We start from the raw sequence: 25728 nt of genomic DNA, 5'->3' as shown, positions 1-25728 counted from the left end.
CGCCCTCCGTGGCGGGAGTCGGTCACGGATTGCAGCCTCGATGGCCCACTCACCTCATCGGCAGCACAAGGGCTGCCAGCTCTGTAAGCCCACAAGAATCGACGCAACGGTCGCTGCGTGCGCGAGCCCTGGCCCGTTCTGCGCAAGATCGGGAAGCAGCGTCGTGTCCGGCGCCGGGATCTCGGTGATGCCGCCGAGTAGGTAGCGTCAGTGGCAGGGAGCGCCTTCGCAGCACGGGCGGATGTAGCCGCAGCTGTCGCATCGCTCGTGCGAGGTCTCCCAGCGGAGCATGTGGCCGCAGTTGGGGCACGGCTCGGTCAGATCAGCCATGGCGAAAGGGTAGGTCGCCCATCGCGTGGTGCTCCGCCGACACGGCGGGACACCACGCGCACCTCGTTGATGAGCACTCATCCATCGAGGAGACGACCATGACCACCTTCGACGACCCGGTCGCGGACGCGGCCGAAGTCCGGGAGTCCGTGCGCGGACTCGCCCACGCGACGAGGAACATCCAGGACCCGACCACCATCTACAGCATCATCGGCTCCCTGACCTCGTCGCTGGCGTCGATGGCGCAGGTTCTCCAGCAGCTCGGCACGACCCACGACCGCATGTCCGCGGTCGGCGGCCAGGTGCCGATCGGCAGGGAGGACAGGGCCACTGCGTACCAGGTCTCATGGGAGCTCCACCGGGCCGCCGAGATGGTCAATCAGGTCGCGTCGACCGTCGATCAGGCGCACCAACTCGAGGCCGCGATCACCTACGACGTCCACCTGCCCACAGCGCCCGTGCCCACCGCGGGCCGCGAGCACGGCCTCTCGCTGTGACCGACCGGTACGACGAGCACCGGCTTCACTCGAGCGTGCTCGTCACGCCGGGACGGGAGCGCCGGCGCGACCGCAAGCTCCGGAATGCCTCCGCCCGGGCACTGATCGCCGAGGACCGCGCGGCACGACGGACCCGCGCCAAGCAGAACGCCGAAGCCCTCGCGGCCGAACGGCGCTCGACCGTCGCACTCCCCCGAGCCGGCGAGCCCGGGCCAGCAGCACTCCGGACCCCGGGACGGCTGCGACTCCCACGCCACCAGGACACCTCGGCCACGCTCGCTGGCGCGTACCCGTTCCTCGCCGAAGGCGGACTCGGCAGCGAGGGCGTCTTCGTCGGCCAGGACCTCTACTCCGGTTCCTCGTTCGTGTACGACCCCTGGGTCCTCTACGCCCGAGGTCTGATCACGGCGCCGAATCTCGTCCTCGCGGGCATCGTGGGCGCCGGCAAGTCCAGCCTGGCCAAGAGCCTCTACACCCGCTCCATTCCGTTCGGGCGGCGCGTCTACGTGCCCGGCGACCCCAAGGGCGAGCACACACCTGTCGCCGAAGCGGTCGGCGGGAAGGCGATCGCGCTCGGGCACGGCATGGCCAACCGGCTCAACCCCCTGGACGAGGGCCACCGGCCCGCGGGGCTCGACGACGTCCAGTGGGCCAGCCAAGTCACCGCGCGACGCCGCGACCTCATCGGAGCTCTCGCCGAGACCGTTCTCGACCGGCGGCTAACCCCGCTGGAGCACACCGCGGTCGACCTCGCTCTCGACCGCACAGTCCGCGGCACCGACGTACCCGCCCTCCCGATGGTCGTCGACCGACTGCTCGCCCCCGACCCCGCCGATGACCACGAGGGGCGACTCACCGAGGACGGACGCCTCGTAGGCCACGCCCTGCGGCGGCTCGTCGCTGGCGACCTCGCCGGGCTGTTCGACGGCCCATCGACGGTGGACTTCGATCCGGGTCTGCCAATGATCTCTCTTGACCTGTCCCGCGTCACCGAGAACGCCACCCTCATCTCGGTCCTGATGACCTGTGCCTCGGCGTGGATGGAGTCCGCCCTGATGGACCCTGCCGGGGGGCCACGGTGGGTGATCTACGACGAGGCCTGGCGACTCATGTCCCACCCCGCGCTGCTGCGCCGGATGGACGCCCACTGGCGACTCGCACGGCACTACGGGATCGCGAACATGCTGATCTTCCACAAGCTCTCCGACCTCGACAACGTCGGCGATCAGGGCTCCGCCATGCGCGCCCTGGCGTCCTCGCTGCTGGCGAACGCCGAGACCAGGATCGTCTACCGCCAGGAGTCCGACCAGCTCGGCTCTACCTCAGCCGCTCTCGGGCTGACGGGCACGGAGCAGTCGCTGATCCCGACGCTCGGCACCGGGCAGGGGCTGTGGCGGATCAAGAGCCGCTCCTTCGTCGTACAGCATCAGATGCATCCAGCCGAGCTCGAACTCTTCGACACCTCGGCCCGTGCGGCAGGCCGGTGATCACGATGACTGCCGTTCGCCGGCGGACGGCTCGGCGTCCCTCTTCGGTGTCACCGTCCGAAGGAGGCAGCGATGCACGCATCATCGACCACGCGTGACGCCAAGCTCGAGGCCCTGCACGCGCAGCTCACGAGCGCGGTCGAGGCGCTCATCTCCGGCGAGGACTGGAAGCGCGCACTGACCTACGCCGCGCAGTTCCGCTCCCGGAGCTTCAACAACACGATGCTGATCTATGCCCAGCACTACGCGGCGTACGTCGAGGGCCGGGTGCCTGAGCCGACCCCGACTTACGTCGCAGGCTTCCACCAGTGGCTCAGCCTCGGGCGGCACGTCTCAAAGGGCCAGCGCGGGTACGGCATCCTCGCCCCGGTCACCGCGAGGTTCGCCTCCCGGAACCCTACCGTCGAGACCTCGTGGCATCGCCTCGGCCGCGGTGAGAAGCCCGCGCCGGGTGAGGTTGTGCGGTCGAAGGTCATCGGACTCAAACCGGCCCACGTCTGGGACGTGTCTCAGACCGCCGGCGACCCGGTCCCCGAGCTCCCCCGGCCGGCTCTGCTTCAAGGCGAGGCACCCGCGGGTCTGTGGGACGGTCTTGCTGACCAGATCACCGCCGCGGGGTTCGAGCTGCGGCTGGTCTCCTCGGCCGCGGCGATCGGCGGCGCCAACGGGATCACCGACTTCCTCATCCGAGAGGTCTCGATTCGGATGGACATGGACGATGCCGCCCAGGTCAAGACGCTTGCCCACGAGCTCGGGCACGTTCTGGTGCACCAACCGCCGGACGACAAGCTCTCCACCGACCTCGCCGCCGACGCGACGCTCCACCGTGGCGTCGCCGAGGTCGAAGCCGAGTCCATCGCGCTGATGGTCGGGGCTGCCCACGGGCTCGACACGTCCTCATACACGGTTCCATACGTCTCGACCTGGGCCGCGAGCGTGCCGGGCAAGACTCCGGTCGCGGTTGTCCAGTCGACCGCCGAACGAGTCCGAGCGACCGCGCTCGGCGTCCTGGACAAGCTCGACACCCCCAAGATCGGCGACGGCAGCCCGCCTGGACTCGACCGCGAGGCGCTCAGCCGCGGGACCGCTTCCGCCAGCAATGGGATGCAGCGCACCGAGGCGGTGCTCGGGCTATGAAGATCCCGATCGTCCTCAGCAGCGTCCTGGTCCACATCGAGGCCGACGGAGCTCTGTCCGTCGAGCTCGATGGAGAGCCGTACGCCGCCGACCGCGACCTCGGCCGTGCCGATCTCGGAGCGCTCCTCGACGAGATCACCACCGGTCTCGACACCGCAGTCCGGGTCGAGATCCATGAGGCCGACGGCACCACGTACGCCGACCTCGCAACGCCGCCCAAACGCCCGGCGCCGGCAGCCGACGAGCCTTCACCGATCGCGCGGCCTCACGCGCTCGCCGGTGCCGGGTTCGCCCCCGGCGAGGAGGTTGCACTCGCCTATGTGGTCACCCGGCAGCCTGCGGACTCCGATGGCCACGCCGCCATGAACCTGCCGCCAGCCCTTCTGGCTGCAACGCGCGGCGGACTCGTCATGCTCGGCCTGACGTCCCAGAGGGTCGCGCCCGTTGAGGCTCCAGCATGAACACCGGCCTACGCCGCGTCGACGACGACCTGGTCAACTTCGCACTGGTCGGCATCGGCGCCGTGTTTGCGCTCGCAGCGACCCTGCGCGGTGCCGGAAGCATCGTCACCCGGGTCGCCGGCACACGACACCCGCGGTCAGGCGTCGCCGCTGGCCTGCGCGTGCTCGTACGGCCGAATAATCCCCCGGGGCTCTCGCCGCGCCGGGCATGTCCACCGTGGTCTACTGGGTCGTCGTCGCAGCGATCCTGACGGCGCTCGCCGCGCTGGCGTACGCCGTGTGGCGCGTGGTCGCGTGGGTTCGTCACCGTGCCGCGCATGACCCCCACCGGATCGTCGGGCTCGCAACGCGCGCCGACATCGCGCCGGTCGCATCCAAGCGAGCGCTCGTATGCCGCGGCCGAACTCTGCGACCGTCACTGGACGACCCGAGGGCCGAGGAGGTCGGCTACCTGCTCGGGCGCTCCTGTGGCCAGGAGATCTGGGCATCGGTCGAGGACTCGATCCTCATCGTTGGGCCTCCCCGATCGGGCAAGGGCCTGCATCTGGTCATCAACGCGATCCTGGACGCGCCCGGATCGGTCGTGACCACCTCGACCCGGCCCGACAACATCACGGCCACCATCGCCGCTCGCGCCGACCGTGGGCCAGTTGCCGTCTTCGACCCTCAGCGCCTCGCCGCCGAACTCAATCTTGCCGCCGGCAAGCGCTGGGCGCTCGTGAGGGGCTGTGACGACCCGCTGACCGCGATGATCAGGGCCAACGGCCTCGCCGCATCGACCGGGCTGTCCTCGGGCGGCGTCGAGTCGGGCGGGTTCTGGGAGGGCAAGACCCGGGCAGCCCTCCAAGCACTGCTTCATGCCGCGGCACTGGAGAAGCTCACCACCAGGACTCTGTTCGAGTGGTCGCTTGCGCCCGCAGCCGCGAGTGACGCGGTCGCCATCCTGTCGAGCCACCCCGAAGCCGCCAAGGGCTGGAGCGACTCGCTGGAGTCGATGATCGGCTCCGATCCACGCACCCGCGACTCCATCTGGATGGCCGTCGCCGAAGCCCTCTCCTGCCTCGCCGACCCACGCGTCCTCGACGCTGTCAGCCCTGCGCCAGCCGACGAGTTCGACCCACGCGAGTTCCTCACCAACAACGGCACGCTCTACCTGCTGTCCACGGGCGCGGGAGCGGGAGCGTCCTGGTCGCTCGTCGCCGCACTCATCGAGGACCTCGCCGAGACCGCCCGCCACCTCGCCGCCGCATCGCCGGGCGCCCGCCTCGACCCCCCGCTGCTGCTCGCCCTAGACGAGATCGGCAACCTCTCACCACTCCCCTCGCTCCCAGCCCTGATGGCCGAAGGCGGCGGCACCGGCATCACGACCATGCCGGTACTGCAATCGCTCTCCCAGGCGAGGGACCGCTGGAGGAGCCATGCCGCGAGCGCGATCTGGGATGCCTCCATTGTGAAGGTCATCCTCGGCGGCGCTTCCGCCTCCCGCGACCTCCAAGAACTATCCGTCCTGATCGGCGAACGCGACGAACTCTCCGACGCCGTTAGTGTCGGCGACTACGGCGCGCGATCGCTTCAACGGTCGACGCGCCGTGTTCCGATCCTCCCGCCCGAGAAGATCCGCACTCTCCCCTTCGGCACCGGGCTCGTGCTGCTCCGCAGCGCCCCGCCCATCGTGACGAACCTGCGGCGCTGGACCGACCGCTGAGCATCGACCCGTCCCGTTGACACATCGCCGTGTCACTCCGCCCAGAATGCCCCCGCAGCCCGACGCAATGCGTGGCCCGACGGCGACGTCGCGAACGCAGCGGCTCTACAACCTCTGCGGCCAGCGAGCGGGCTGGCCCTGGAGCATATCGCGGCGCGGTGACGCCGGCGCGCGGCGCCGTCGACGACAACCCGATGTTGGGGATGCGCACCTAGATTCGTCAGCGGCGTACCGAGGGAGCAGTAGATACTGCGCCGGTGGACCGACTCTTCACCGCCTTCGTATCTTCAACGTTCCTGGACCTGGTCGAGGAGCGGAAGTTGGTCGCGAATAACCTCCTATCCTCAGACTGCGTGCCCCTCGGGATGGAGTTTTTTCCCTCCACGGGCGCGAATCAGTGGGAGGCAATCCTGGAGTCCATACATTCGGCGGACTTCTGCGTTTTTGTGATTGCCGGACGTTACGGCTCAATGGTTCGCGATCTGGGCATTTCCTGGACTCACCGCGAGTTCCGAGAGTCGGTCACTCAGGGCAAGCCGATCATCGCCCTAATCCACAGTAACTCGGACCAGTTACCTGCTAACCGAGTGGAGGGAGACCCGAAGCAGCGGGAGAGCCTAGAGGCCTTCAAGATGGAAGTAGAAAACACGACCGGATGCAGGTACTTCAACAATGAGGCCGAGTTGGTCACCGGTCTCTTTGCGTCGATTTCCGCACTGAAGCGGGATGGGAAGATTGATGGTTGGATCCCTGCCGGCAAGCGACCTATGTTTGTTCAGGAGACAGACTTCACTCTCACCTACGAACTAATCGAGATCGAGCACGTGCTACGAGCGTCCAAATCGGACCCGTCCAAGCTGGATCACAGGTACATGGGTCGTCGAAAAATTCGTGGAAACCTTGCAGAAGGGGTCAAGAGTATCGTCCAAGATTTCAGCCGCGCATCGGAGGCTCTTCCATTTACTACAGGCAACCAGCCCAAGCTAACCCTGACGGAGTGGCATCGCTCTGGGCCAGGAACTGTTCGGCTGGCACCGCCACGCAAGACCGTGGGCGCCGCCTTCGCTCAAGACATCCTTTTCTCCCCGCCAATTGGGCGCGACGAGGAAGTAGACATATCGATCTCAGCCGAGTTGCCAAATTACAAATTCGCCTATCTCGACGACCTGTTGCAGGCTGGCCCTAGAACCGTATTGGGGCCAACTACGTTTGACTATGCCTCACGCCAGATTACTTTTCCGACGAACCTCTTGGTAATGCGCGTTTTCTTACCCGACGAGATTAGCGCGGTCCCGGCTGGTCCACGGGTCGGCCGCCAGGGAAGCATCGACGACGCCGGAAGCGCCGATCTAGTGGCGTCCGGTTTCTACCGAGAGTGGACCGACTTGGTCGATGGCCTTCCGGGCGTCTTTATGGAGTTGCGTGTACCGAAACCGCGCTTCAATCGCACATATAGGTTGTGTTGGACGCTACCAGCTCGGCCCTGACGGCGTCTCGCGGACTGCTGCACCGACACGTGAGATCGTGACCTATCACCACGGCGTGCAACAGTCGTCGCACAGCGGCCGCCTGCTACACCGAGGGGCGCCTCGCCTTGACGGGGCACCGCCCCGCATGGGACGCCGGGATCGATCTCGCCAAATTGGGCGGCTCGGGCGTAGATCGCTAATCGGACCGCACCAGTGCGCTTACGTTTCCGCCGTGGTAGCACCAAAGTCCCCACGGAGGACGGCGGAGCTCTTGACTCTCGCGGGTCGGCCGCAGTGACAAACAAGACCGCAAGAGGACGGGACTGCTCCGCGGATGCGTGCATCTGAATCTGTGCGACCGTCCCGGTCGCCCATATCGCCGCGTACCGTCCCGGTCGCCCATATCGCCGCGTACCGTCCCGGTCGCCCATATCGCCGCGTACCGTCCCGGTCGCCCATATCGCCGCGTACCGTCCCGGTCGCCCATATCGCCGCGTACCGTCCCGGTCGCCCATATCGCCGCGTAAGGAATAGATTCACCGGCCACTGCCTACTCGCATCGAGCACCTAGACGCCGATATTGCGCCCCTCAACATCGGCATCGAGGTTGCGGGGTGGCAGAGTCCGATCCACGTCTCCATCGGCCAGCTCGGTGGCGACCTAGCAGCCTGGAACTCCTTTGCGCCGCGACGACCATATCCGGACAGCAAGTCTTCGCTGCGACAACGTCAGGCCCACGAGACAGGCCGAAGTTGCACACGGCCGAAAAATACGCGAGTTCGAGTCACGGCTCCGGACTGCCGTGGTCACAGATCGTTTGAGGACTTCACGAGCCCGCCACAGTCGCAACGCCCGCAGCAACAATTCGTTCCCGCCCCTCGCGACGGTCTGCAGGAAGCACTCGTCGCACCGCCACGGTGCGCTGCAGTCCGGGGAAGGCTGCGGCAAGCTCAGCGAGACCCTGGTCACTCAGGACGACTTGCCACACCTCTGCGCACACGGAATCCGACGGCGGCCTGTGGCTTAGTTGTCCGCGAACCCGCAAGGCCGTACGGGCGCGCCACGAACCGTCTGCGCCGCACCCACTCGAACTGGCTGTGCCCGGGCGTCCAGTTGAGCTCACGCGCGGCTGCGGGGTGCAGCGAAAGCCACTCCATACGTTCTGCGTCCGAGTACAGCCCGCGCCCCTGAACGACAAGTTCGCGATCCGCCCAAGTGAGGTCGCGAAGCGCCGGGTATCTCGACGCAACGTCTACCGTTATCTCCCACACCGAACCCGCCGCTGGGGCGATAAGTGAAGAGGCCGTCCGGTGTCCATGCCGGGTGCGGATCCAGCGATCCTCCTCAGGGACGCCCCACCCGAGCCACCGCCAACTCGAGTGTTCGGCAAGTACGTTGTTGTTCGAGAACTGAGTGCCATAGGCGTGAGCCGCGTCCGGTGCCTCGCTACACCAGTCAGACGAGGGATAGTCCTTGTTGTCGGGATCCCTCCACGGCATCGGCGTTGTTTCGTTCAAGGGGAGTGGAGGAATCCAACTAGCCGCCTCATCAATCATGAGGTCAAGTGAGATCGAACGTGCACCACCCGGCAGGGCTTGCCCGTCGATAAGTTCGGTCATCACCTCCGCGCACCCGCGACGGCCAATCATGTACGCCCAAGGCCGATAAGTGTGGAGGTTTCCTCGCATCCTCAGGCGGTCGGAGTGCTCGCGATGACCACCCTCGGTCCAACGATCGGCGGCCGCCTTGCCGAGAATTGCGGCGCGGTGCACCAGCGTCGCCGCGTCTAGGCCAATCTCCTCGGCGACGGCGTCGAGGTGCTGGTCGAATGGCCCGATGACCTGCTGCGGGTCGGTCATGTCGACGAAGGGCACACCGTATCTGTCCAACTCGGGAATGCTGCGTTCCGGCAGGCGCGGCAACTCGAGGTCGTAGAAGGCCGGCAGATCCTTTGACGTCAGGGCGGGTGCCTCGAGATTCTCAAGGGACAAAAGTCGCCGCGACAATACGCGGATAACCGCGTCCTTATCGGACGCCATTTCGACGAGCGCCGAACGGAGCTTCTCATCGCGACCAAGTCCGGGGCGTTTGCGAACTTCTATCAACACGTGAAGTGCTGCTTCCGCGGCCCACCCTCCGCCTTCAAGCACTTCGGCCAAGACTTCCTCGACTACAGAGCCATGCGCTTCGTGAGCCGCTGCGAGCACCCGCCGAGCTCCGAAGTCCATAATGCGCACTGGATGCCCCAACTGCCGAGCCACCCACTCGAGGACTTCCACCTCGGGCGCCCTCGGGGTGCGATCGACCAGCTCAGACAACTCGTCGGCCGCTGGCGCAAACACGTCTAGGTAGGCCCGGACCTCCGACCAGCATTGCCCAACCAATTCCTCGCCCCCGAAGAGCTCCGCGAAGCGCCTCAGATCGCTAGGCCGGAAGTCACCACCAATGGCTCTAGAGGCGACGAGTCCCGCCAAATCGCGAGCAGCGAAGTCAACGAGTTCGACACCCGCCTTTTCGATCGCCGCCTCGAACAGGGCCGCCCGGCTCCCCCCGTCATAGTGGCGCATCCAGGCATATGCCTTCGTTCTAGCGAGAATGCGACTGAGAGCTGCTCGTGCTTCTTCGACTGCTCCGGCCCGCGCCGCCACCCCGGCAAGTCTTGCGACGGTGGTCGGATCGAGTTCGAGGCGCTCCGCCTCGTTCAAGAGCTCAATCCCGACGACCCGCGGCGCCACGCCGTCGAATGCCGCGACCGCCCGAGACCACCGCTCGACTTCCTGCGCGGTCACCTCTGCGGCTTCCACGGTGCGCATCTGACCCAGCATCGTCGGCGGCTGAATGAGAGACACCGCTCCAGATTCTGCGCTTGCGCCTGATGACGGGCCGGACTCTGCGGATACGTCCGACTTCCGGCCGTCGGAAGCCGACCACAGTTCTCGTGCCCACGAGATCCGCTCCGCGGTTTCGACGGGGTTAGCACTGCGCGAGACCAGAAGGTCCCGAACACTCGCGGGGGTGTCGGTGCTCAAAGGCATCAATAGTTCGGTCAGCACAGAAGTTGCCAACCCGGGGTCCACGGTCGAGTTGAGAGCTGCACCGTTGACGATCGCGAGCACCATCTCGGCCTCGGAAAACACCCCGTGATTGCATAGCGCCTCACCTACGTCTATGGCGAGGCCCGCGTTATAATCGAAAACCGCCTTCACTAGATTCCCGGCAGCCTCTGAAGCTTGCGCTTCTGCCCCATCTACGGCTGCGGTAAGTCGATGGGCATATACGCGAGATTCGGCCACGAACGAGTCTGGATCGATTTCTCCGATCTTCGTGGCGTCGACCAACCATGCTAACCAAGTGACGAGTTGGTTGTCGTCGTGGTGTTGCGCTGGCCCCCAACCGTTTCGATGTGCGTTGCCGACAGCACTCGTCGCGCCGGTTCGGTCGCCGATGTCGGATCGCGCCTTTGCGATCTCAAGCCAGGCGGCGGCGCTACCGTGGGGATCATTGTCCTCGGCGATCAGAGCCTCAAACGCTCGGAGCTCGGCAGCACACCATTATGCTGCCTCGGCGAAGCGAGCGGCAGCGCGAATAACGCCGACGCGCCTACTAACTGACCAGTAGGCCGCTCTCTCGGGGCTGTTCCATGCGAGCCTGAACTGGCCGATAAGCCGTTCGAGCTGGTCGTAGCCTCCGCATCTATATGACAGTTCGATAAGTCGGGCGCATAGGCCAGGCGCCGCATCAGTAAACAGATACCAGCTGGTCCAATCCTGGGTTGTCTGGCGTGGAACGTCCAGCAAGCGAATTACGGGATCAGCGAGCGCAGCAACGTCTGGGGCATCTGCTACACCCACAGTGAAGGCAATCGCTTGCGCTTCGAGTTCGGCCACCCGAGTGATCGCATCTGTGAACCGTCGCCGTGCTGGATCCTGATCCCACCCCGGAGCTGTGAGCCCCTCCGCGGGCAAGTCTTCGTAGACCTTCATCCACTGCGTCAGAGCCCGCATGCGGAACACTCCGAGCATCGTTCTGTACGGAGCCAGTCCTTCGGAACTGGCGACCGAGGCTGGCCATGCGACCTTTGTCTCGGGCGGTAGGAGTTGCGCGAACTCCTTGCTCTCCGCAAGTCCTGCTCTGGCGAGTACGTCCGCCGCGGCGACCCTGAGCGCGAGGGCAACTCGCCTGCGTGGAGGCGCGACTTCCTCGTCGTCATCGCCTGAGTCCTGGCCCACCGGACCGCTGGAAACTGACGCCAACGAGGCATCCCCTTGGGATGTCTCGAGTGCGAGCATCGTTTGGATCTGCCGCAAAACCTCTGCGGTTTCTCCGTCGAGCTGCGCTGAGGTGGCGCTAACTACGTGCCTGCGGGCACGCCAATCGATGTCTGATTCTGCATCGATCCGAGCAGCAAGCAGCGACGTTGTGACTGAATCTCGAACGGCATCCGCCAAGTCGAAACAGCGGGCGTGGACGGCATTTCGCGCCGCGATGACTGCGTCTCGCTCCTCACGGGCTTCCCGCTCGTCCCTTGCAGCCACCCAGTCCCGTTCGTCGTCGCCGGACCTCGCTGCCTCATCGTTTGACGCCAATTCAGCGGTCGGAACGGGCAGTAGGTGGTCGAGCTCGTCCAGCACCCGATCTACGCCGGATCGGTGCCAGGTAACCTCCGCCCAGTCAGCAACACTCTCAACCCACTCCCGACCCCGATGGATGCGCTCCCCGACGATCTTTTGTAGCCCTCCAGCAGCTCGAACGATCGCCTCGGCGTCCTCCAGCGCGTTGTACGCAGCCAAGGATGAAGCGACTGCAAGAGCAGGCGCTGTCTCGACCCGCAGACTCCGACCCTGAACAGTGTGCTCGACGGCGCTGCGGGGATCGACCTCAGAGATGGTTCGCGCGATCTCTTCGGCGCTGAGCACGTACCCCCGTTGGTTTAGTTCGTTCAAAAACATTAATGTCCGGATCAAGGCGCGGTAGTCGCGAGCCTCGGCCGCAGCCCGGACCGCAACTAGGGCCTGATCACGAACGACTCCGTATGGCCTGCCATCGAAGAGCTTTTGGCGCAGAACTTCTGGCAACGACGCTTGCAACACAAGCTCATGCTGACCCGCAAGGTACCGCTGAGCGAGCTCCTCGTCCTGGTACTGGGGCCAATCGGTGCTCGCCGCGCACCGATCAGCCAGTAGTTCGTGAAGTTCGCGCGAACGCCATTCGCGGAACTCGCCGCCAACCAATGCGGTCTGCTCTACCAGGAAACGGCGAAAGCTGTTATGGACAAAGGTCCACTCATCGCCGGACCGACGGAAGAAGGTATGGGTGCTTTCAGCGAATCGCGAAACTGCAGCGGGGGCGGTCCACGTCTCCAGCCAAGCAAGATCAACGGGGATGCGCAGTCGACACACGGTGCCGAGCACCGATAGAACTTCGGTGTCATCCAGCAAAGAGCCCAAGTAGTGCGCGTACCGGAGATCGATACTCCCGCGATACTCAGATGCCTCCATGAGCATCTGCTCGGCTTCGTCTCGGCGTGCGTCAACGTCCTCCGTGGTCTCAAGAGCACGCAAATCCTGAATCATGTACGTCAGGACGAGCGGGTGGCCCTCGCTCCTGTCGACGAGAGCGCTCAATTGGCCAGGAGCCAGCCAATCGGTGACTCCGGCCAAGGACGCGATGGCCTCAACTTCCCGATCCGAAAGCGGCGGGACGTCGACAATCCTCTGCTCGCCATTCAGAGCATCGCGGATCGGGCGCGGAAGAACCGAGATGGTCTGCGAACCGATCAGGATGCAGACCCCGTCGGGCAGCGCGGTCGGAGGTGGTAACTCGTCAAGCAGAGAGCGCGTCGGATTCTGTTCACGGGGAATGTGGTCCAGACCGTCCACGATGATCGTGGTGCGAACGCCGTCATGCGCGAATTGCTCGCCGGCTCGAGCCAGTTGATCGAACAAGACCTCACGCTGGCCGAGCAGATCGCTGCCGAATCCATTGCGGTACACGCCGGCCTCTTCGAGTGCCAGAGAGAGGTCATGCATGAAGCTTTGCGCCTCGCCTCGACCGCTGAAGGGATCAGGCGCATCAGGCACAAAGGCGTAGTACCTAACGAGTCGACCTGGCACGGCCAAGCTCTCGACAAGAGTCGACTTTCCCGACCCCGCCGGGCCAATCAGGCCCAGATAGCCGCTGGTATGCCGTGCAATCGCCTGCTCAAGGGACGCGCGTGCAGCGGCATTGGCGGTGTAAGCCTGCGGGACTGGAAACTTGTGGGGGTTTCGGTACTTGAGGCGCTCCGCCCACCCGAGGCGCTGCATCAGCTCGGAGCGGGACAGCTCGACTGGTCGGGCCGGATCGACGACGACTGACTGCAGGACTCCCGCTAGGTGGCTCACGTCGACCGAGTCGCGACTAGAAACGAGTTCTGATTGGTCGAGCGGGATAAAGGCGAACTCGAAGTCTCGCAAGAAGGCTGGGAACTCCACTTCTGTCAGCCCAGAGGACGCCAGCAGCGCCGTCCACGCGTCCGACCATGACGCGACCAAGTCGAGGCCGCTGACGTCCACCCAACGGTGGCCTGGGTTCAGCCGTAGATGTTGGGACAGCGGGGACAATGAGCGGCTCAAGAACGCGGCTAGGTGCCGTGGCACAGTTGACGCCGATGCAAGCGCCGTACCCGAACTAGGCGTCGCAGTCGACGGAAAGTTGTTCGTACATAGGTGAATGGTGAGCGGGCCGTCCCAGACCTTCCGGAGGCGCTGCCATGCGTGGGCGAGATCGCCCAGCAAAGACTGGCTCTGTCCTGAACTGCCAACTAGCTCGCTCCAAGTGAATGAGCCTGGAAACTGCGACCACTTGACTTGTAGAGCGTGTCGGTGACCTGAAGCGAGAAACTGAAAGTCGTCCGCAACACCCGCATCGGGATCCGCTACACGGATCCACTCGAGCATCGGGAGGTGCCGCTGTACCACCTTTGCCGCGAGTGCGAACTGCGCTGTGAAGCCGACAAGCGCGCTCCGCTCACCGTCGCTCGGGATTGATTCGTTGGGAGTTGTAGGCATGGGTCCGCATCGGTGTCGAATGATGGTGGCGGCACCATCATGCAGGTTTGGACGTTGCTCCCGCTCGACTGCCGCCGCTCTGCGTCATACCGCCGCGAGCCGGTGTCAGCTGGCGAGCCGGTGCAATCCGGGTCAGCGCATGAAGGAGAGGCGGCGCCGCGAGCACCGTGGCGCACTGGCCGACCCTTCGAACCGGGCTGAGCGCCGTCGCCAGCCCTGCAGGGATTCAGCTCAGAGGCCGCTCATGAACCCTGCGCCGAAGCCCGACGCGACAATTTGTCCAGGTCACGCTTGCAGAACCCGTGATGGGCCCACTCCTCATTGAGCACGGTGCCGAGGCATTGCCGCACTGCCCGTCCCCTCGCGTACGGGGGCCATCTGGCGTCGTCGGGGACCGGCGCGGTACGCGCCAGCTGATCAGGCGTGACCTGGGCCAGCCATGTCTCAACCTCCGAACCCTGCCGGACCCGCACGGCGAGCACCCTGGTCGAGGCTCGGTCGGGCGGACGGGTCGAGCCCGTTCTCCACCTGGTCCATGACGAGCGCCGGACCCAGCCCCATAGCCGTGAACGGCTCGGTCAGCCCGAGCACGCAACGCCGGAACGACGAGTCGTGCACGAAGACAAGGTGGCGCAGGGTCTCGACCATCGACCACTCACCGTCGACGCGATGATGTTCGCTGTTCTCGGGCATGGACCGAACCCGCTCGATGGTCGTGGCCCATCGTCCCGCAGTTGCCGCCAAGCCTCCCGCAGGGCCTCCGGCTGATCGGAGCGGAGCAGCAGCCGTACCGGGTGACGGCGGTCGAGCTCCGCCTCGACATATGACATCACCTCGACGCCGTTGACCACGAGATTGGTGACCAGGCCGTCGATCTCGGCGTCCTGCATCACCACGCCGACCATCCGCGCTCCGCTCGGTTCACACTCGCGCAACTCTGCGCCGGTGAGGTCCTCGTCGCCGAAGCCTCGCGTGACGACAGGCTAGGGCGCACCGCATATGCCCGGCCCAGGATCCGGGCAATCAGCTCGCCTGGAAGCCGCGTCATTCGCCGCGGGTAGGCCCATCGTTGTGGGCCGGGCTGCCCCAAATGTCGATTGCTCGCGATGGATGTCTCGCCAACGGCGCAGGTCCGCTCGTGTTTGATGGGCATCATGATGCTGCATGTCTTGATCGGCCTCGCGGCCTCGGTGCCGACGTCCACGGGCGCTGCCGCGGCAAGTAGCGGGTCAAGTGGCAGCACGACGAACTCAACCTCTCTATTCACCAACGTAACCCTGATTGCGGCCGTCATCGCGGCGTCAGCAGCCACGCTCGCCGCCTTCCTACAGCGCAAGACTGGTAAGGACGCTGCCGCGGCGTCCCGTACCGCCGCCGCAGCCGCGGAGCGGTCGGCGAACGCAGCTGAGGCTGCGGTGAGGCTGAATGCGGAGAACGCCACAGCCGCTGGTCGTCGGTCGGACGCGGAGTCGTTGTCGAAGCGCTATCAGGATGCGGCCGCGCAACTTGGTCACGACAAGGCTGCAGTCAGGCTCGCTGGCGTCTACGCGCTGGCGCGTCTGGCGGATGATTGGCCCGACCAGCGCCAAACGTGCATCGACCTACTCTGTGCCTACCTGCGCATGCCGGTCGGCACGACCGCCTCGGAAGCGGTCGATGTCCATGATTTGCAGGTGCGGATGTCAGTCCAGCGGACGATCGCGCACCATCTCATGCCCGACGCAACGGTGAGCTGGTCGGATCTGGAGTTCGACTTTGGGGGCGCCGTGTTCAGCGACCTCAACCTCTACGGAGCCGTCTTCCAGCATCGCCCGGACTTCAACGGCGCCACCTTCAGGGGTTTCTCGTCATTGGGCGCGACCTTCTCTTCTGGTCTTGCGATGACGGCGGCGCGTGTGGAGGGCGAACTGTCTCTTAGTCCAAAGAAGTTCGGAGGGCTCATGAGTATGGATAAACTCGTGATCGCCTCGGGCGCGAAGATGACGTTCCACTACACCTCTCTGGGTCCTGGTCAACTGTTGACGATGAACGCGATGCGAATCGCCGGCCGGTTGGACGGCACCATTGTGGCCCCCGCCACGGACGGGGAGCTGCTGCACATCTCCGCGGACGACGTTTGCGTCGAGGGGGGCTATGTGGACCTACGTGTTGGGATCAGAGGACTCAACGACAATCCATTCCTCTTCGCCCGAGGTTGGACTGCGACGCATCCACAACGGATATATGTCGAGTCCGCGGCGGGCGCTGGGGACCCACCAGGGCCTTACGCCAACGCCGTCTTCAATCTGAACGGATCGGCTGTCGCGGGCGACGGCGCCTCAGGCTAGGAGAGGTGGCCGGCAGCGGTGTTCTCCGCAGCCGAGGGTCACGGGACAGGGTCGATTTCGACGCGCGCAGTGCAGCTAAGGCACTGGACTGCGCTCCGGAGGACCTCGTGTCGGTTCCGCTGTGAAGGCGCGTCGATCCGCCGCCTGTCGGCTGCTCCCCCTGCCTACGCGCGAGGGTGGTCCGGGACGCCCCGACGCCGGACGACCCTATTGCCAAGTTCACGTCGGCCCTGGGCCCGCGCGGCGTCGTCACCCCTGGAAGGCGCGCCACTACCCGGTAACCGCCTCGGAGCATCTAGCCTGCGAACATGACAACGACCGAGGAGCGACTCGGCACCCGATTCGCCGTCCAAGTGCGCCTCGTCTTCAACCTCGACGGGGACGTTGGCCTCGGGCTGCAGATCCGGGAGTTCATTGAGGCGTTCGCAAGAACCCAGTCCCTCTTCTACGTGGCATCGTTCGAGGACTGGACCTATGCACGTCTCGATGGAGAGCTCGATCAGCGCGCCGCTGCTTTCGTAGGCCAAGTAAGAGTGCAAAGCGTCTCTTACAACAGCCCCCTAGAGGTCGTCGTCGGAATTTCGACCGGTGTTGCGGCAATGGCGACATCTGCAGCGCTCGTGGCGAATCGGGTCAAGCAGGTGTTCAGCGCATACAACGACATTAGGTTGAAAACGCAGGCAACGAGTTCTCGAGTAGCAGCGCTTAAAGCGTTGCATCAGGAACTCGGGGTGCCAGACAACCCGCCCGACGCTCTGGAACCAGCCATGAAGCAACTTGAACGTGCCGCCGGGCTCATCCGACAGCTTGAGAGCGTGGACGTCGCTGAGATGCCGTAAGCGCCGACCGCCTCCGGCGCGCTCGGGCCTGAGTGGCGCAGGTGGATGGGTTCCAGTCCTTCCCTGACGGACCCACGCCTGAAAGTGCACGTCCACACGGGCGGTCACGTCCGCCTGTCGGCGCTACATCACCCATGCCGGACCGCCGCTAACAACGCGCCACAGGGCCTGCGTCATATCGCCGCGAAAGCCTCCATTGGCAGGACAATCGCACCTGACTCCCAAGAGTTGCTCCAAGCGGAGCGACATGACGTTGGGAGTCACGATGTCCATCCCCACTCAGATGAGCTTGGTCGGGTTCGTCGCATCAGCGCCGGAACTGCACTTCACCAGCGAGGGCAAGGAGTGCTGCCGCGTCCGCGTCGGTGTCGAGCAGTGGCGCAAGGAGGTCGACGGCGAGTTCACCAAGCTCGACCCGACCTTCCACGACATGGTCGCGTTCGAGAGCACGGCCCGGGAGACGTACGCCCGCTTCCGCAAGGGCGACTCGTTTGTCGCCAGCGGCTACGTCCATGAGTACGAGGTCGAACGAGCCGGGCAGCCGAGCGTGATCAAGGAAGAGTTCGTCGCCCGCAAGATCGGGCACAACGCCAACCGGACGGCGTACGAAGTGCAGCGCCGCCGCCTCGCCCCCGCTCCGGCTCCGCCGGTCCAGGACCCCCCGAGCCCGGCGATCGGGTTCTGAGGGGCACCGTCATGGAGGACGAGCCGACGTTCGGCACCGACCGTGACCTGCCGCCGGGGCCGATCAACTGGAACCTGCTCGATGCACCGACCGCGGCGATCGAGTGGCGCGACCTCGACACGTTCGTGACTTGGCTGAAGGACACCTTCGGTCTCCCGCCGGCGATCGTGCCGCCGTGCTGGCACCGCCACGACGAGCTGATCTGGGAACTCTCCGCACTCCACACGCATTTCCTCGCCTGTTACGGCGACACCGCCTCGCCCTCGGCACCAGTCGCGTGGATGCGAGAGTTCGCCGACTGCCGCCAGCGACTTCGTGATTGGGTCGCCATCTGCGGAACCCGCCTGGACCGTGATCGACCGACCCGGCAGACGACCTGGCCTGGCGAACCCGTCAGCTCAGCCGGGGGCGAGGTCGAGATCACCGACCGCGCCGCCGACTTCAAGAAGTTCGTCCACCAGGACGTCTCTCGGCGCTCGCGTGCCGAAGAGATCGCCCGCCACCAACTGCTCGCGTGACCGCGAGTGCGCCACGGAGCCCAAGACCCGAGCGCCGTCCACCGGCGAGGCCGCCTGCTGCCCCTCAGCCGCGTCGGTCGACACAACCTGCGTGACGGCAACGAAAGGAGTCGTCATGGATCTTGAGCACGCGCTGAGGTTGGCCCAGGCCCGGTCGTTCGTCGCCGCTCTCGCCGATGCGGCGGTAGATGACGACGTCTCCGCCGCGTTCGAGAGCGTTCTGGTTGAGCTCGACTGGCTCCACGGCGATGAATCCCCCGGCCTCGACACCGACGGGCTCAGCGAGGACCGCAACGTCCTCTACCTGGCCGCCACCGCGGCGATCGAGGCCCTGGCCCTCTTCGGTCTGGACGCGCTCGACCTTGAACTGATTCTCGTGCGGCTCGAGGCAGCCCGAGCTCTGGACAGGCTCTGATGTACGGCGAGACGGGCGACCTGATGCGGACCGAGCTCGCCGCCCTGCTGCGCCAGCACCGCATCCTGCACCGCCTCGGCGAGCACTCCCCCGCAGCCGCTGACGCGGTTGCTGATCGCGAGGCCGCGGGCATCGCCATGCAGCAGTACCGCCAGACGATCCTGAGCTGGTGCGCCGAGGCCGTCATGGCAGCGAAGCCACTCATCTTCAGCGCAACGCTTCCCGCGCCGGCCAACCCCTTCAAGACAGCGAACGAGCCTGGTACGGCGGTCGGCGAACTCGCCCGCGCACTCCGTCTCGCCCGCGACGCGTCCACCTCGCGCCGAGCGACCACCGCACTGCTCACCATCCCGAGCCCCAACGAAGTCGTCGAGCACTGGCGGCAGGCCGCACGGGCCGCAGCCTTGGCCGAGCATGACACGAACGGTGCCGCGGGCGCACGACTTACCAGCCCCCAAGCGCAGGCGCTCGTCGGTGACGTCGCCGCCGTCACGCAAGCGCTCGTCGTACTCGACCAGCGCTACCTCAACATCCCCGGCTGGGAAAGACTCGCCGAACCAGGCCGGCTCGGCTGGGCGGCGCTCGCGACCGCCCTCGACGTCAGCCTCGGCCAGCCTGATTACAGCATCGACAACACCGGTTGGCGCCCACGCACCCACGAGCTCCGGATCAGCCCGCAGAAGGGCATCCTCGGCGTCCTCCAGGCCGAACACGACCTCCTCGTATGGCTCAAGTCCTTCCCGACCGCGATGAACCTGCGGCTCATCGTCGACTCGCAGCAGCGGCTGTCACGGCGACTCGCTCCGATGGTGGAGCGGACCGATGCCTGTCGCGCCGAGACGTGGCGCGCCCGCGCGGCGTCGTACGCACTCCTCAAGCAGCAGCTGCGCAACGTCGGCGGCCGGATCGGCAACGGAGGACCCGCCGTCGCCGAAGCCTCGAAGGCGGTCTCCCGACTCCGGGCGGTGCCCGCGGACACCATCGTCGAACCACGCGTCGCGGCTGGCTTCCAGACCCTCTTCGACGGCATCGACCAACGAGTCGCGGAGATCGTCGACACCGGGATCGACCGCGGCGCGTACCTCCAGCGTGTGCAGGTCCCCCGCCTCGTCACCGCCGCCGGGCAGATGGTCTCACCCGTGCGTGAACGGTTCATGCCTCTCGACCGGAGCGTCAACACGGAACTCGTCGACGCCGTCCGAGGACTCCTCCCGCGCGACCCGGCCGAGCCAGTGGCACCGGGGCTCAGCCGCTCGGTCCTCCACTCCGCCCTCATCCACCGCCCGGCGGCCGCCGCAGACTCTCCCCAAATCTGATCGCGATTGCGGTCAAAGGTGCTCAGGTCCGCCGAGATGGTCACGATGGCGACTCTCCTCGGCCTTCCCGAGGACCTCATCGATCGCGTCGCGTGTCCTGTCCTCGGCGTCGGGCCAGATATGGGAGTAGGTGTCGAGCGTCTCCGCCGCGCTCGCGTGGCCAAGTCGTACTTGGACGGTCTTGACCGATTCGCCGTATCGGATCAGCAGCGACGCGTAGTAGTGCCGCAGGGCGTGCATCCCGGTCCCGGTCTCGGCGGTGAACCCGGCGGCCTGGGCCGCCGGGCGGAAGATATGGCCGAACGTGGATCGGACGATCGGCTTGCCGAACATCGTGAACAGCAGGCCGTCCTCGGCAATGTCGTACTGGGCGATGTGGTTGTTGAGAGCTTGTACGACGATCTTGGGCAGCGGCACTGTGCGGTAGCTCGCCTTCGTTTTGGGCGGGCCGAACGCCGGCCCGGTCACGCGCCGCTGCACGAGCTGGCGATCGACCACCACGACCGGGTTCCTGCCGAGGAGCCGGAGCCGGTCACGGGTGAGGCCGAAGACCTCGCCCTGCCGCAGCCCGGTGCCGGCCGTGAGGACGACCAGCGCCTTCAGATGGGCCGGGAGCGCCTCGCGGAGCTTCTCCACTTGGGCGGTGCTGACCGGGGTCAGCCGGCGCTTCTCGACTCGCGGGAGCCGGGTCCCCTCGCACGGGTTGGCCATCAGCTTCCGGTCCCGGACAGCGGCTCGGAAGATCTGAAAGAGGATCCCGTGCACGACGCCCACGGTCGCGGGCGCCAGCGGCTTCCTCTTCGTCGCCGCATCACCGGTGGACAGTCTCGTCACCCATGCCTGGATCTCCGAGGGCAGGATGCTGGCAATCTGGCGTTCGCCGAAGAACGGGTAGGCGTGCCGACGCAGCATGCCCTCGACGTGGGCTTGGCTGGCCGGTCGGTGGGCCTGCGCCGCCCGCCAGGGCTCGGCGTAGTCGCGGAACAGGATCCGATCGGCGTTGGGGTCGACGTACTGGCCGGTGACGATGGACGCCGTGACCTCGTCGAGCCAGCGCTGGGCGTCGACCTTGCGCCTGAAGTGGCGCGAGTGCTCCTTGCCGGCGGCGTCGCGATACCGGGCACGCCACCGGCCGTCGGGGCGCTTCTGGACATTGGCCATGACCGTGTCCGGTCAGACGCTCGGTCGCAGGTCGCCCTGGGCCTCATCCAGGTAGCCGCGGACCTCCGCGACCGTGGTCCGCAGCTGGTGGCCGATCTTGAAGAAGCGCGGCCCCTGGCCGAGCTGGCGCCACCAGCGCAGCGTGTTGATCGGGACCCGCAGGATCTCGGCGACCTCGAAGATGGTCAGCAGCTCGTCGTCGTCGCGCTCGTGGAACGACTGGGTGTGCAGGGTGGACATGGTGCCTCCGTTGACTCACAGGGATCGCACCCCTCCCCGCTCCGACCGGCCGGCCCAACCCGGTCCCGGTCGTTGCTGGGCAGTGATGCTCACCCCTTAGGTGTGGAGGTAGATCCGCTAGGTCCCAGGGTCGACGCGAATGGCCCGTCCGACCGATCCTCTGCTGCGATTCAGTCCGCACACAGTCCGCAGGAGATCCCGCGCGGCCCGTTGACGACCATCACCACGGAATCACGTTTTCCCAGGTCAGAGGGCATTTGGCGCTACCTGCCACCACCGGCCGTCCACGCGGGGTCCGACCCCGGCTTACAGACCGGCCCGTCCGCACAGGACCTCTGACCTGTTCCGCGTCCTGCTCGGCGTCGACCAGGAGCTCCCGCAGCTGACGTGACGGCCCGAGGTGAGAACCGGACGCCTCGCGGGCACTGGTGGTCGTGGAGGCAACGCTGGAGTTCATCGGTACGGCGACGACCCTGCTCCGCCTGGGTCCGTACACCCTGCTCACCGACCCTGACTTCCGCCACCACGGCCACCGCGCCTACCTCGGCAACGGGCTCTTCTCCCGACGCCGCACCGAACCCTCGCGGCAACCCGACTCGCTGCCGCCGCTCGACGCACTGCTCCTCTCCCACCTGCACGGCGACCACTTCGACCCGATCGCACGCGACCGGCTCGAGCGCCGGCTGCCGGTGCTCACCACACCCGCCGCGAGTCGGCGCCTGACGCGCTGGGGCTTCGGCGAGGCACACGGCATGGCCACCTGGGAGACGATGACGCTGGCCGAGGATCTGCGCGTCACGTCGGTGCCGGGGCAGCACGCACCTGGCGTGGCGCAGGCGCTGCTGCCGCCGGTGATGGGCTCGGTGATCGAGTACGGCACGCCCGAGGACCCCTTCCGCGCCTACATCACCGGGGACACCCTCTACCGTCCATGGCTACGCGAGGTCGCCGACCGGCTCGGCACACCTCACGCGATGGTGATCCACCTGGGCGGCACCAGGGCCTTCGGTCTGTTGGTCACCATGGATGCGCACCAGGGCACAGATCTGGTCGAGCTGCTCGGCCCGGCGGTCACCGTGCCGGTCCACTACGACGACTACACCGTCTTCCGCTCGCCGCTGGAGGACTTCGTGCGCGTCGCCCGCGAGCGACAGGTGCCCAGCACGGTCCGCGCCGTACGTCGCGGCGAGAAGGTGTCACTCATCTGATCTTCACCGCTGTCTGTGAACGACGCGCGTCGTCGGGCGCTTCAGTCGGTCCGGGAGCCTGCGTGGGAGCTCGCCTCGAGGACCTCGCCGGTGAGGCCGTCGATCAACTGGGCGCCGTCAGCGGCCGAGCGCAGCGCACGGAGTGCGATCGCGCGACGGTCGAACGACCGGGGCTCCGCGCCGCGATCAGGTTCGGCGAGGATCCACCGCCGTACGGGTCGCGTCCCGCGGCGAGGCCGCTCCGGTTCCGGCTCGCGGTCGACCGGTGCGACGTACTCGCCGCCCAGCGCGTAGGCGAGCCGACCAGCTCGCACGCGACCGATGCCGGGGTGACGAAGCAGACCCTCGGGCGCGACCGCGGCGACCGCCGCGACGCTGCCGTAGGCGGCGAGCAGGCTGCGGGCCATGGTCAGGCTGATGCCCGGCACGACCGACAGCATCACCTCCGCCTGAGCGGACGGGTGCCGCGGCGCCCGGCGGGGACCCTCCGTTCGAGTGGTCGGCGCAGCGCGCCGGGCCCGCTTGGCGAGTCGGACGATCCACGCCGCGCTGTCCTCGGCGTCCAGGCTGTGCAACACGGTGAACCCGTCCTCCACCAGCCGGCACACCGCGCCCCGCCACGCGGCCTCAGGGATCCCCGAGGGCTCACCCTCGACCAGCAGCACCGCTTGGGTGAACGCCGACTGCAGACGCACCGCCTGGTCGAAGATGCGTCCATCACGGATCGACGCACCCAGATCGGCGGGGCCCTTCCGCTCGACCGCCAGCCCTGGCCCCAGCACATAGTCGCCCACCGGAAGATCCGTCAGGCGCACGTCGAGACCAGCGGCACTGAGAGCCTCCGGGATCCCGCTGCCCCGCTCGCGGTGGTCGACCAGCACCGGACCCATCTCGACCACCCGGCCACGCTACCCGTCCGCCTACGGCGGTTCCGAGGCGGGAGGCCCTGGCGAGACCGTCGCGCCTCCGCCGGTTGACCGGACTGCGCCCCGGGGACGAGACTCCGATCGGTCCACGCGTCGTGGGTCCGGTGGCAGTCTCCCGAGAGGTACGAGATGAAGATCAGCGCGCGCAACATCCTCGAAGGCACCATCGTCGAGCTCACCAAGGGCGCCACGACCTCGCACGTGCGCCTCGACATCGGCGGTACGACGGTCACCGCCTCGATCACCAACGAGGCGGTCGACGAGCTCGGCCTGGCCGTGGGCCAGAAGGCGTACGCCGTCGTGAAGGCCTCCGACGTCATGGTCGCGATCGACTGACGCCGCTCGCGGGGCCGCCTACCGGGCCCGCCGGCCGTCAGCAGCCGGAACTCGTTGCCGTCGGGGTCGGCCAGGAACAGCGAGCCGTCGTCGAGCGTCTCGAGGGGCCGCGCCCCGAGGGTGACGAGACGGTCGAGCTCCGTGCCCTGCTCGGCGTCGACCGGCGCGATCTCGAAGAACAGCCGGTTCCGCGCCGGCTTCGGCATGACCGGCGGACCACCCCACGCGAGCTTGGGGCCGCCCCGCGGCGACTGGATCGCGGTCTCCTCGTCGTGGTCCCAGACCAGGGGCCAGTCGAGCACGCGACCCCAGAAGTAGCCCACCGCCTGGGTCCCGTCGCCGTTGACGGCGCCGAGGAAGCCGCATCCCGCCAGGAAGCCGTTGCCCGGCTCGATGACGCAGAACTCGTTGCCGTCGGGGTCCGCGAGCACCACGTGGCCCTCGTCCGGGGACTGCCCGACGTCGAACGGTCGGGCGCCGAGCGCGAGTGCCCGTTCGACCGTCTCCCGCTGACCCTCGGCGGACTCGCTCGTCAGGTCGAAGTGCGTACGATTCAGGCCTGTCTTGGGCTCGTCGGCCGGGAGGAAGCGGAGACGGAGGCCGACGTCGTCCGGAGGCAGCACGACGACCCCGCCACCGTCGAGCTCACGACCCAGGACCCCCGCCCAGAAGCAGGCGAGCAGCGGCGGGTCGTTCGCGAAGAAGCCCAGGCCGAGGAGCTGGCAGGTCATCCGGTGACGCTAGGCGCCGCCGGGGGACGCGGCAACGAGATATCCGGCCGGCGCGGACGTTTCCGCAGTGGTCCTACGATCAACCACATGGCGCCAGGGCCCGAGCCCGTCTCGGAGTCGGAGGGGCGCGCGCCGGGGATCCGCGGGAGGCGCGGAGTGGTCCTCGGAGCGGCCCTGCTGGTCGTCGCCCTCGTCGCGGCCGTGGTGGTGCTGGCGGTCCTCGCCTTCCACCCCGACGACGGCGGTACGCCGCAGAGCGGCACGTCCCCAAGCGCCAGCCCGAGCGCGTCGAAGACGCCGACCGTCTCGGACATCTACCGGCACCTGGTGCCGTCGGTGGTCGTCGTACGCACGAAGGACGGGTCGCTCGGCTCGGGCGTCGTCGCCGCCGACGACGGGACCATCCTCACCGCCGACCACGTCATCGAGGACGGCAGCGCGGTGAGCGTCAGCTTCTTCGACGGCACCCGCAGCCCCGCGACCGTGGTCTCCCGCGATCAGCGGGCCGACGTGGCGTCGCTGAAGCCCGCACGGCTGCCCCAGCCGCTGGTGCCGGCCACGATCGGGGGCGAGGTGCAGGTCGGCGGGCAGGTCGTCGCGATCGGTCACCCGCTCGGCCTCGTCGACAGCGTCTCATCGGGCGTCGTCTCCGGGGTGGACCGCCCCGCCCGCACCGACCACGGCCGGTTCACCGGTCTGATCCAGTTCGACGCCTCGGTCAACCCCGGAAGCTCCGGCGGACCGCTCCTGGACGCCCAGGGCGCGGTGATCGGGATCGTCGTCTCCATCGCCGACCCGGGACGCGACGACGCGTTCGCCGGGATCGGCTTCGCGGCGCCGATCGGCGGCCTCCTCGGCGGAGGCGGCGGCGGGCCGCTGCTGTGACGAAGG

Annotated in this window: 22 protein-coding genes; 14 read left to right on the top strand and 8 right to left on the bottom strand. The window is 66.9% G+C overall.

Going from position 1 to position 25728, the window contains the following annotated elements:
- Positions 1-207: 207 nt before the first annotated feature.
- On the bottom strand, positions 208-330 hold the full coding sequence (locus ABLE53_RS11020; protein ID WP_348858962.1) for a hypothetical protein: 123 nt from the start codon (positions 328-330) through the stop codon (positions 208-210).
- A gap of 98 nt (positions 331-428) precedes the next feature.
- On the opposite strand from ABLE53_RS11020, the gene ABLE53_RS11015 reads away from it, so the two are divergent.
- The 6 genes from ABLE53_RS11015 to ABLE53_RS10990 all read left to right on the top strand — a co-directional run bounded on the left by ABLE53_RS11015 (position 429) and on the right by ABLE53_RS10990 (position 7104).
- On the top strand, positions 429-827 hold the full coding sequence (locus ABLE53_RS11015) for a hypothetical protein (protein WP_348858961.1): 399 nt from the start codon (positions 429-431) through the stop codon (positions 825-827).
- Positions 824-2314, top strand: a complete 1491-nt coding sequence (locus tag ABLE53_RS11010; RefSeq protein ID WP_348858960.1) for an ATP-binding protein — start codon at positions 824-826, stop codon at positions 2312-2314. Before ABLE53_RS11015 ends, ABLE53_RS11010 begins: the two co-directional genes overlap by 4 nt.
- A gap of 72 nt (positions 2315-2386) precedes the next feature.
- On the top strand, positions 2387-3451 hold the full coding sequence (locus tag ABLE53_RS11005; RefSeq protein ID WP_348858958.1) for an ArdC family protein: 1065 nt from the start codon (positions 2387-2389) through the stop codon (positions 3449-3451).
- A complete protein-coding gene (locus ABLE53_RS11000) occupies positions 3448-3912 on the top strand; it encodes a hypothetical protein (protein WP_348858957.1) in 465 nt (154 codons plus the stop codon). The genes ABLE53_RS11005 and ABLE53_RS11000 overlap by 4 nt, the downstream gene beginning before the upstream one ends.
- A 208-nt stretch (positions 3913-4120) precedes the next feature.
- Positions 4121-5617, top strand: coding sequence for a type IV secretory system conjugative DNA transfer family protein (locus tag ABLE53_RS10995; RefSeq protein ID WP_348858956.1), 1497 nt, complete (start codon positions 4121-4123; stop codon positions 5615-5617).
- Between the two features lie 257 nt (positions 5618-5874).
- Positions 5875-7104, top strand: a complete 1230-nt coding sequence (locus ABLE53_RS10990; protein ID WP_348858955.1) for a DUF4062 domain-containing protein — start codon at positions 5875-5877, stop codon at positions 7102-7104.
- 947 nt (positions 7105-8051) lie between these two features.
- On the opposite strand, the gene ABLE53_RS10985 is transcribed toward ABLE53_RS10990, so the two are convergent.
- From ABLE53_RS10985 to ABLE53_RS10975, 3 genes are all read right to left on the bottom strand, one after another.
- A complete protein-coding gene (locus ABLE53_RS10985; protein ID WP_348858954.1) occupies positions 8052-10424 on the bottom strand; it encodes a hypothetical protein in 2373 nt (790 codons plus the stop codon).
- A 213-nt stretch (positions 10425-10637) separates the two neighbouring features.
- Positions 10638-13640 carry an ATP-binding protein gene (locus ABLE53_RS10980; RefSeq protein WP_348858952.1) on the bottom strand — a complete coding sequence of 1001 codons (3003 nt, stop codon included), beginning with the start codon at positions 13638-13640 and terminating at the stop codon, positions 10638-10640.
- Positions 13641-14579: 939 nt separating this feature from the next.
- Complete coding sequence (locus ABLE53_RS10975; RefSeq protein WP_348858951.1) at positions 14580-14828, bottom strand: hypothetical protein; 249 nt, start codon at positions 14826-14828, stop codon at positions 14580-14582.
- Positions 14829-15241: 413 nt separating this feature from the next.
- Between ABLE53_RS10975 and ABLE53_RS10970 the strand changes: the two genes are divergently transcribed.
- The 6 genes from ABLE53_RS10970 to ABLE53_RS10945 all read left to right on the top strand — a co-directional run bounded on the left by ABLE53_RS10970 (position 15242) and on the right by ABLE53_RS10945 (position 20235).
- Complete coding sequence (locus ABLE53_RS10970; protein ID WP_348858950.1) at positions 15242-16462, top strand: hypothetical protein; 1221 nt, start codon at positions 15242-15244, stop codon at positions 16460-16462.
- A 308-nt stretch (positions 16463-16770) separates the two neighbouring features.
- Positions 16771-17301, top strand: coding sequence for a hypothetical protein (locus ABLE53_RS10965; protein ID WP_348858949.1), 531 nt, complete (start codon positions 16771-16773; stop codon positions 17299-17301).
- 265 nt (positions 17302-17566) lie between these two features.
- A complete protein-coding gene (locus tag ABLE53_RS10960) occupies positions 17567-17986 on the top strand; it encodes a single-stranded DNA-binding protein (RefSeq protein WP_348858948.1) in 420 nt (139 codons plus the stop codon).
- An 11-nt stretch (positions 17987-17997) separates the two neighbouring features.
- Positions 17998-18504, top strand: a complete 507-nt coding sequence (locus ABLE53_RS10955) for a hypothetical protein (RefSeq protein WP_348858947.1) — start codon at positions 17998-18000, stop codon at positions 18502-18504.
- Between the two features lie 115 nt (positions 18505-18619).
- Complete coding sequence (locus tag ABLE53_RS10950; protein WP_348858946.1) at positions 18620-18919, top strand: hypothetical protein; 300 nt, start codon at positions 18620-18622, stop codon at positions 18917-18919.
- Entirely contained in the window at positions 18919-20235 is a 1317-nt protein-coding gene (locus tag ABLE53_RS10945) for a hypothetical protein (protein ID WP_348858944.1), read from the top strand. Before ABLE53_RS10950 ends, ABLE53_RS10945 begins: the two co-directional genes overlap by 1 nt.
- Before the next feature lie 12 nt (positions 20236-20247).
- On the opposite strand, the gene ABLE53_RS10940 is transcribed toward ABLE53_RS10945, so the two are convergent.
- Together ABLE53_RS10940 and ABLE53_RS10935 are read right to left on the bottom strand one after the other, a co-directional pair.
- Positions 20248-21396, bottom strand: coding sequence for a tyrosine-type recombinase/integrase (locus tag ABLE53_RS10940; RefSeq protein ID WP_348858943.1), 1149 nt, complete (start codon positions 21394-21396; stop codon positions 20248-20250).
- A 12-nt stretch (positions 21397-21408) separates the two neighbouring features.
- Positions 21409-21636, bottom strand: coding sequence for a helix-turn-helix domain-containing protein (locus tag ABLE53_RS10935; protein ID WP_348858942.1), 228 nt, complete (start codon positions 21634-21636; stop codon positions 21409-21411).
- Positions 21637-22070: 434 nt separating this feature from the next.
- Here ABLE53_RS10935 and ABLE53_RS10930 point away from each other — a divergent pair, with 434 nt between their 5' ends.
- A complete protein-coding gene (locus ABLE53_RS10930; RefSeq protein ID WP_348858941.1) occupies positions 22071-22844 on the top strand; it encodes an MBL fold metallo-hydrolase in 774 nt (257 codons plus the stop codon).
- A gap of 41 nt (positions 22845-22885) precedes the next feature.
- Here ABLE53_RS10930 and ABLE53_RS10925 read toward each other — a convergent pair whose 3' ends face one another.
- Positions 22886-23734 (bottom strand): ERCC4 domain-containing protein, encoded by an 849-nt coding sequence (locus tag ABLE53_RS10925; RefSeq protein ID WP_348859781.1) that lies wholly within the window; start codon positions 23732-23734, stop codon positions 22886-22888.
- The gene (locus ABLE53_RS24820) at positions 23650-24837 is read right to left on the bottom strand and encodes a VOC family protein (protein ID WP_425474865.1); all 1188 of its coding nucleotides are present in this window, start codon (positions 24835-24837) and stop codon (positions 23650-23652) included. The genes ABLE53_RS10925 and ABLE53_RS24820 overlap by 85 nt, the downstream gene beginning before the upstream one ends.
- Before the next feature lie 87 nt (positions 24838-24924).
- Here ABLE53_RS24820 and ABLE53_RS10910 point away from each other — a divergent pair, with 87 nt between their 5' ends.
- Positions 24925-25722 (top strand): S1C family serine protease, encoded by a 798-nt coding sequence (locus ABLE53_RS10910; protein WP_348858940.1) that lies wholly within the window; start codon positions 24925-24927, stop codon positions 25720-25722.
- Positions 25723-25728 lie beyond the last annotated feature (6 nt).

It is taken from the genome of Nocardioides asiaticus (assembly GCF_040049175.1).
Classification (GTDB): Bacteria; Actinomycetota; Actinomycetes; order Propionibacteriales; family Nocardioidaceae; genus Nocardioides; species Nocardioides cheoyonin.
This window is presented reverse-complemented; position numbering and strand designations above follow the sequence as displayed.

Excerpts from the sequence above, each read along its gene's own strand:
- ABLE53_RS11020 (WP_348858962.1), bottom strand. The coding sequence starts at position 330 with ATGGCTGATCTGACCGAGCCGTGCCCCAACTGCGGCCACATGCTCCGC.
- ABLE53_RS11015 (WP_348858961.1), top strand. The coding sequence starts at position 429 with ATGACCACCTTCGACGACCCGGTCGCGGACGCGGCCGAAGTCCGGGAG.
- ABLE53_RS11005 (WP_348858958.1), top strand. The coding sequence starts at position 2,387 with ATGCACGCATCATCGACCACGCGTGACGCCAAGCTCGAGGCCCTGCAC.
- ABLE53_RS11000 (WP_348858957.1), top strand. The coding sequence starts at position 3,448 with ATGAAGATCCCGATCGTCCTCAGCAGCGTCCTGGTCCACATCGAGGCC.
- ABLE53_RS10995 (WP_348858956.1), top strand. The coding sequence starts at position 4,121 with ATGTCCACCGTGGTCTACTGGGTCGTCGTCGCAGCGATCCTGACGGCG.
- ABLE53_RS10975 (WP_348858951.1), bottom strand. The coding sequence starts at position 14,828 with ATGCCCGAGAACAGCGAACATCATCGCGTCGACGGTGAGTGGTCGATG.
- ABLE53_RS10970 (WP_348858950.1), top strand. The coding sequence starts at position 15,242 with ATGGATGTCTCGCCAACGGCGCAGGTCCGCTCGTGTTTGATGGGCATC.
- ABLE53_RS10965 (WP_348858949.1), top strand. The coding sequence starts at position 16,771 with ATGACAACGACCGAGGAGCGACTCGGCACCCGATTCGCCGTCCAAGTG.
- ABLE53_RS10960 (WP_348858948.1), top strand. The coding sequence starts at position 17,567 with ATGTCCATCCCCACTCAGATGAGCTTGGTCGGGTTCGTCGCATCAGCG.
- ABLE53_RS10955 (WP_348858947.1), top strand. The coding sequence starts at position 17,998 with ATGGAGGACGAGCCGACGTTCGGCACCGACCGTGACCTGCCGCCGGGG.
- ABLE53_RS10950 (WP_348858946.1), top strand. The coding sequence starts at position 18,620 with ATGGATCTTGAGCACGCGCTGAGGTTGGCCCAGGCCCGGTCGTTCGTC.
- ABLE53_RS10945 (WP_348858944.1), top strand. The coding sequence starts at position 18,919 with ATGTACGGCGAGACGGGCGACCTGATGCGGACCGAGCTCGCCGCCCTG.
- ABLE53_RS10940 (WP_348858943.1), bottom strand. The coding sequence starts at position 21,396 with ATGGCCAATGTCCAGAAGCGCCCCGACGGCCGGTGGCGTGCCCGGTAT.
- ABLE53_RS10935 (WP_348858942.1), bottom strand. The coding sequence starts at position 21,636 with ATGTCCACCCTGCACACCCAGTCGTTCCACGAGCGCGACGACGACGAG.
- ABLE53_RS10925 (WP_348859781.1), bottom strand. The coding sequence starts at position 23,734 with ATGGGTCCGGTGCTGGTCGACCACCGCGAGCGGGGCAGCGGGATCCCG.
- ABLE53_RS24820 (WP_425474865.1), bottom strand. The coding sequence starts at position 24,837 with ATGACCTGCCAGCTCCTCGGCCTGGGCTTCTTCGCGAACGACCCGCCG.
- ABLE53_RS10910 (WP_348858940.1), top strand. The coding sequence starts at position 24,925 with ATGGCGCCAGGGCCCGAGCCCGTCTCGGAGTCGGAGGGGCGCGCGCCG.